The sequence below is a fragment of the Microbacterium paraoxydans genome (genome assembly GCF_020524545.1).
Classification (GTDB): domain Bacteria; phylum Actinomycetota; class Actinomycetes; order Actinomycetales; family Microbacteriaceae; genus Microbacterium; species Microbacterium paraoxydans_C.
In genome coordinates this window covers 1-626 of record NZ_JAIVLG010000016.1, presented here as the reverse complement: position 1 = coordinate 626, position 626 = coordinate 1, and the positions used below count along the sequence as shown (strand labels likewise).

Sequence of the window (626 nt, the reverse complement as noted above, 5' to 3'; positions counted from 1 at the left end):
GGGTGTCTGGTTTCAGGACATCGTGAACGACTGTCTCGGGACATCGTGAACGGTGGGTCTGGTGGCGCGGTGATGTCTCAGGACATCGTGAACGGTGGCCAAGTACGAGATCCTGATCAAAGCCGTGACGGTGCAACACCTCTCCTACGGTGAGGTCGCCTCCCGTTTCGGCGTCTCGAAGGCGCTGGTCCACAAACTCCACCACCGGTGGCTTCTTGAGGGCGACGCCGCATTCGAGCCCCGATCACGGCGCCCCCACTCCTCACCGACGCGGACATCCGCCCAGATTCGTGAACGCGTCCTCGCGTTGCGGGATGAACTCACCGCCCTCGGTGTCGATGCCGGCGCGGACACGATCAGCGAGCACCTCCACCGAGAGCACATCACCCTGTCCCGAGTGACGATCTGGCGAATCCTGACCTCAGCCGGGAAAGTCAACCGCCAACCGCAGAAACGTCCCCGCTCGTCCTGGCACCGCGTCACCGCCGACCGCCCCAACGAGCTCTGGCAATCCGATTTCACCCACGTCACCCTCACCACCGGCGCGGACATCGAAGTGATCGGCTGGATCGATGACCACTCCCGCTACCTGCTCCACCTCACCGCCCATCCCCGCGTCACCGGAC

1 protein-coding gene is annotated in these 626 nt (G+C 64.2%); it reads left to right on the top strand.

Features of this window, described 5'->3' with window-relative positions; all coding sequences use genetic code 11:
• Positions 1-94: 94 nt before the first annotated feature.
• Positions 95-626 (top strand): helix-turn-helix domain-containing protein (locus LC041_RS17005; RefSeq protein WP_226534308.1); only part of this gene is annotated, 532 nt, incomplete at its 3' end.